Origin of the sequence: Actinomadura roseirufa (assembly GCF_900659635.1) — a bacterium.
Lineage (GTDB): Bacteria > Actinomycetota > Actinomycetes > Streptosporangiales > Streptosporangiaceae > Spirillospora > Spirillospora roseirufa.
In genome coordinates this window covers 1-4972 of sequence record NZ_CAACVB010000413.1, presented here as the reverse complement: position 1 = coordinate 4972, position 4972 = coordinate 1, and the positions used below count along the sequence as shown (strand labels likewise).

Genomic DNA, 4972 nt, shown 5'->3' with positions numbered 1-4972 from the left:
GGCAGGCCCGCCCGGCAGCGGCCGGGTCCGCCGAAGACGGCCCGCTCGTAGGCGGGCGCGAGGTGGGCGCAGGCCCGGACGTCCCCGGCGGCGACCCCGCGCAGGTACCGGTAGAGCACCAGCCGCGCGGGCAGGCTCCCCTTCCCGGCGGCGCGGCTTCCACTGGACGGGCTCCCCGGTCCGGGTGCGTCCGCGAGCCGTGAGTCGCCCGGCTCCGGCGTGAGCGGCGGCATGACGATCTCGCGTTCGCGGCCGCACGCGCTCGCCGCGGGCAGGAGCAGGGCGGGCAGGAAGGCCAGCACGGCGGCGAGCGGGCGGAGCGGCACGGGGACCTCCTGGGGGCGCGAAGGCGCGCCGATTTTCCCAGGTCGCGGCCGCTCTCGTCCATCGATCCGCGGGTCTGGGACGGGCCCTTCGGGCAAGGGCGCGTCCCGCCTTCGGGAGCGCCGCGGCGGGCGGGACGGTCAGTAGGTCAGGCCGTGCCCGACACGCTTGCCCGCGGCGGGGACCGGAAGGTGCCCCGAGGGTTTCACCGCGCCCGTGAGGACCCTGGCCAGAGCGTTGATCGCGGCCGGGCCGGAGGAGTAGGCGGCCAGCGCCGCCGCGGCGCCTTCGGCGTGGTCGAGGTCGTAGGGGCGGCCCAGCGCGGCCACGACCACGGGCGCGGCGCCGAGCGCCCGCACCCGGGCGGCCGTGGCGGGGCCGGCGTTCAGCGTGGTCAGCACGGTGACGTCCGCGGCGGACGGGGTGGTCACACGCACGCCCTGACCGCGGAGCGCGGCGCCGAGCGCGTCGGCTCGCGGTCCCGTGACGCCGACCTTGCGGCCCCTGAGCGGCAGCAGCCCGCGGTCGTTGCGGACGAGCGTGATCGCGTGCTCGGCGACCTGCCGGGCGGCGGCCCGGTGGGCGGGGGCGCCGACGGCGGCGCCGGCCTTGACCGGGTCGACGGCCGTGCCGCGGAACAGGCCGCGCCGCTGCTTGAGCAGGATGACGCGGGCGACCGACTCGTCCAGGCGGCGGACCGGGATCCGCCCCGTCCGGACGGCGGCGAGGACCGCGGCGTAGGCGCGGGGGAGGCTCGGCGGCATGAGCAGCTGGTCGGCGCCCGCGGCGATCGCCCGCACCGGAACCTCCGCGTCGCCGAACCGGCGTCGGGCGCCCGCCATCTCCAGCGAGTCGGTCACGATGACGCCCCGGTAGCCGAGCGCGCCGCGCAGCAGCCCGGTCAGGACCGTCCGGGAGAGGGTGGACGGCCCACCGGAGCGGTCGAGTCCGGGGACGACGATGTGCGCCGTCATGATCATGTCGACGCCGGCCGCGACCGCCGCCCGGAACGGGGGCGCGTCGAGCCGCTCCCACGTCCGCCGGGAGTGCGTGATCACGGGCAGTCCGGTGTGGCTGTCGGTGGCGGTGTCGCCGTGCCCGGGGAAGTGCTTGGCGGTGGCGGCGACCCCGGCGGCCTGGTAGCCGCGGATCGCCTCGGCGAGCATGGCCGACACCCGCGCCGGGTCGGCGCCGAACGATCGGGTGCCGATGACCGGGTTGCGCGGGTTCACGTTGACGTCGGCGACGGGGGCGAAGTCCTGGTTGATGCCGACCGCGCGCAGCTCGGCGCCGGTGACCTGCGCGGCGGCCCGCGCGTCGGCGGGACGGCCGGTCGCGCCGAGCGCCATGTTGCCGGGGAAGCGCGTGATGAACGGCGTTCGTGACACGAGGCCCTGCTCCTCGTCCACGCCCAGCAGGAGGGGCACCTTCGACGCCTTCTGCAGCGCGTTGGACTGCGCGGCGGTCGCGCGCGGCGAGGTCATGTTGCCGGGGAAGTAGATCAGCCCGCCGACGTGGTAGCGCCGGATGGCCGCGATGGCGTCGGCGCGGCTGGAGAACGTGGGGACGAAGAGCTGGCCGACCTTCTCGGCGAGGCTCATGCGGGCGACGTAACCGGTGACCCAGGCATCGGGCGCCCCGCCCCCGGCGGGGGGCCGCGCGCCGGGGGAGCGGGGCCCGCCGGGCGTGCCGGAAGGGGCGGGCGACGCGGGCCCGCCCTTCCCTGTCCCGCCGCCGCAGCCCGCCGCCGGGACGGCGAACGCCACCGCGGCGGCGAGCGCGAGCGGACGTGAAACACGCACCTGACCAGGCCCCCCGACGTGGTCGCCATGGCGGCCGGGTCGTCACCGGCCGCCTGCTCGCGTTCGGAGGTGCGACGTTAACGGCTCCCCGCCGCCCTGTCGACCCGCTCCGCCGTCCCGTTCACGTCATGACGGGCGGGAGCCGGCCGGGTCCCCGGGGCCTCAGCGGGCCGCGGTGCAGGCTCTGTGGGTCTCGTTGCCCGGCTTCTGACACCACTTCTCCAGGGGAGTGTCGCCCTGCGGGCGCGGGATCCCCTCCTCCCGCTTCTTCTTGGCGACCTTCCGGGGTTCCGAGCTGGGCGTGCTGCCAGGGGTGCCGGGTTGTACGCCGGACCCGTCGGTCCCCTGGCCCTTGTCCTTCGCCTCTGAGTCGTCCCAGTTCGCCGTGATGCCAGTGAACGCGGGAAGGGGGAACTGCTCGACCTCCATGTCGCGCGTGACCTTCTCCATGAAGGCGTGCCAGGCCCTGGTGGGCAGGTTCTCCCCGGCGACCGTCCCCTTGAAGCCGGGCAGGTCCTTGAGCGGGGCATGCTTGGTGTTGGCCATCACCACGGCCGTCGACAGCTGCGGGACATACCCGACGAACCAGGCCGCGTGGTTGTGCTCGGTCGTCCCGGTCTTGCCCGCCACCGGCCGATCCGGCAGGGCGGCCTGCCGGCCCGTGCCCGAGGTCACCGTGGCCCGCAACGCGTAGGTCGCCTGCGCGACCTGCTCCGCGCCGAGCACCCGGCGGCGCGGCCGCCGCTCCCACGGCAGCCGAATCCGCCGGCCGTGCGCGTCGACGACCTTGGTGACCAGGTGCGGGACGACCGCCGTGCCGCCGTTGGCGAACGCCGCGTACCCGGCCGCCTGGTCCACGGCGGACACGTCGGGGATGCCGAGCGCGACGCCGGCCTGCCCCTTGAAGGGCTTCAGCGCCGCCGCCGGGACGCCGAAGTCCTGCGCCGTCCGCAGCACGTTCGGTATCCCCGCCACGAACGCCAGCTTGATGTAGCCCGTGTTCACCGACAGCGCCGTCGCCTTGACGAGGTCGACGGTGCCGAGCGAGCCGATCGCCTCGTCGTTGTCGACGCGGTAGCCCGGCGCGGTCATCGGCGTGGGGCTGCCGTCCGGCGCGAACTTCTGCGGCGAACGCGCGTTCACCAGCGACCGGACCGTGAACCCGCGGCGGAGCGCGGCGGCCAGCACGTACGCCTTGAACGTGGACCCGGCCTGCGCCACCGGGTTGAACACGGAGTCGTACTGGCTGCGTGCGGTGTCGCCGCCGTAGAAGGCCCGGACCGCGCCGTCGCGCGGGTCCACCGCGATGAGACCGCCGCGCGTCTCGGCCGGCCATTCCGGCTCGCGCACCGTTCGCATGGCGTGCTCGGCGTAGGCCATCCACTTCCGGTCGAGGCCCGTGTAGACCTTCAGCCGCCCGTTCACGACGTCCTCCGGGCGGATCCCCGCGGCCTCCAGCTCGGTCAGCACCCGCTGCTTGACCATCAGCGCCTGGCCCGACACCTCCACGGCGCGCCACTTGTCCTGCGTACTGGGAAAGCGCTGCCGGGCGGCTTCCGCACGGCTCAGCCTGCCCATGGCGACCATGCCGTCCAGGACGTACCGCCAGCGGTCGCGCAGGGCCCGCGCCCGCGCGTCCTTCCCCTGCGTCTTGAAGTACACCGGGCGCTGGATCATCGCGGCCAGCAGCGCGCACTCCGCGACGTTCAGCTGCCAGACGTCCTTGTCGAAGTAGGCGCGGGCCGCGGCCTCCACACCGGACGTGTCGCGGCCGAAGTAGATGGTGTTGAGGTACAGGTCGAGGATCTCCTCCTTCGCCCGGCTCCGGGCGAGCTTGATGGAGATGAAGATCTCCTTGAACTTGCGCGTCGCGGAGCGGTCCTTGCTGAGCCCCTTGAAGTAGTTGCGGGCGAGCTGCTGGGTGACGGTGGAGCCGCCCTGGGTCTCGCCGCCGGACGCGTTGTTCCACAGGGCGCGGAACGTTCCGATGGGGGAGACGCCGTGGTCACTGTAGAAGCCGCGGTCCTCGGCGGCCAGGACCGCCCACCGCAGCCGGTCGGGGATCTGCCCGTGCCGGACGATCTGCCGGTTGGCGCCGACCCGGAAGATCGGCGTCCGGCCGTCGCCGTAGTAGACGATGGAGCCCTCGTCGGTCACGCCGGGCTGCGGCTCGGTCGGCATCGGCGTCCGCACGTAGGCGACGACGACCGTCGTGATCATCGCGACGAGCGCCGTCAGGAAGCTCGCGACGAGCCAGCGGACGCTCCGCCACCGGCGCCAGGCCTTCAGGGCGGCGGAGAGCGGAAGGCGGGCGGCGCGGGTGGCGGGGTTGGCCAGCGCCATGTGGACGAGCCGTGCCAGGGCGGGACGGAAACGCCGGGTCCTGGGCAGGGAGTGCATGCGACCTCGGTTCGACGTGGGTACGGATTTTCGGCCGTCGTCCGGAAACGGGCACGCCTGGGAGCGCGGCGGCGCCCGAAGACGGGCGGAAGCCGCTCAGAAGGCACACCTGTCGACCCGCTCGATCGCGGGTCCCTGGCTCCAGCGGACGACGCTGCGATGTAACGCAGCAAAAATCTGTACGTGCCACGTCTGTGGCCGGTGGTCCCACCGGGAGCGGCACCAACGGGAGCGTCCCGGCGGATCTCGTTCCACCGTGGTAACACCTTAATCACGATGGACCCCGCGCCCGCAGCCAAATGCGGATCTTGGGGGTCCATCGCGATGAAATCGACGGCCGTGTCGCCGTCTCCCTCGGCCGGTGCGCCGGCGGCCCGCGGCCGGCCCGGCGCCCGATCAGCCGGGCAGGGGGTGGCCGAGGCGGCGCAGCGCCAGCGAGCCGAGGA

3 protein-coding genes are annotated in these 4972 nt (G+C 74.4%); all 3 read right to left on the bottom strand.

Translation table 11 applies throughout. From position 1 onward, the window contains the following. Positions 1-326 (bottom strand): hypothetical protein (locus E1291_RS42845; protein WP_165495514.1); only part of this gene is annotated, 326 nt, incomplete at its 3' end. Positions 327-464: 138 nt separating this feature from the next. Further along, on the bottom strand, positions 465-2126 hold the full coding sequence (locus E1291_RS39070; protein ID WP_131743061.1) for a glycoside hydrolase family 3 protein: 1662 nt from the start codon (positions 2124-2126) through the stop codon (positions 465-467). Between the two features lie 162 nt (positions 2127-2288). After that, positions 2289-4526 carry a transglycosylase domain-containing protein gene (locus E1291_RS39065; RefSeq protein WP_131743060.1) on the bottom strand — a complete coding sequence of 746 codons (2238 nt, stop codon included), beginning with the start codon at positions 4524-4526 and terminating at the stop codon, positions 2289-2291. Between the last annotated feature and the right edge of the window lie 446 nt (positions 4527-4972).

What these genes read in the sequence shown, in the direction of transcription:
- E1291_RS39065 (WP_131743060.1), bottom strand. Translation starts at nt 4,526, where the DNA reads ATGCACTCCCTGCCCAGGACCCGGCGTTTCCGTCCCGCCCTGGCACGG.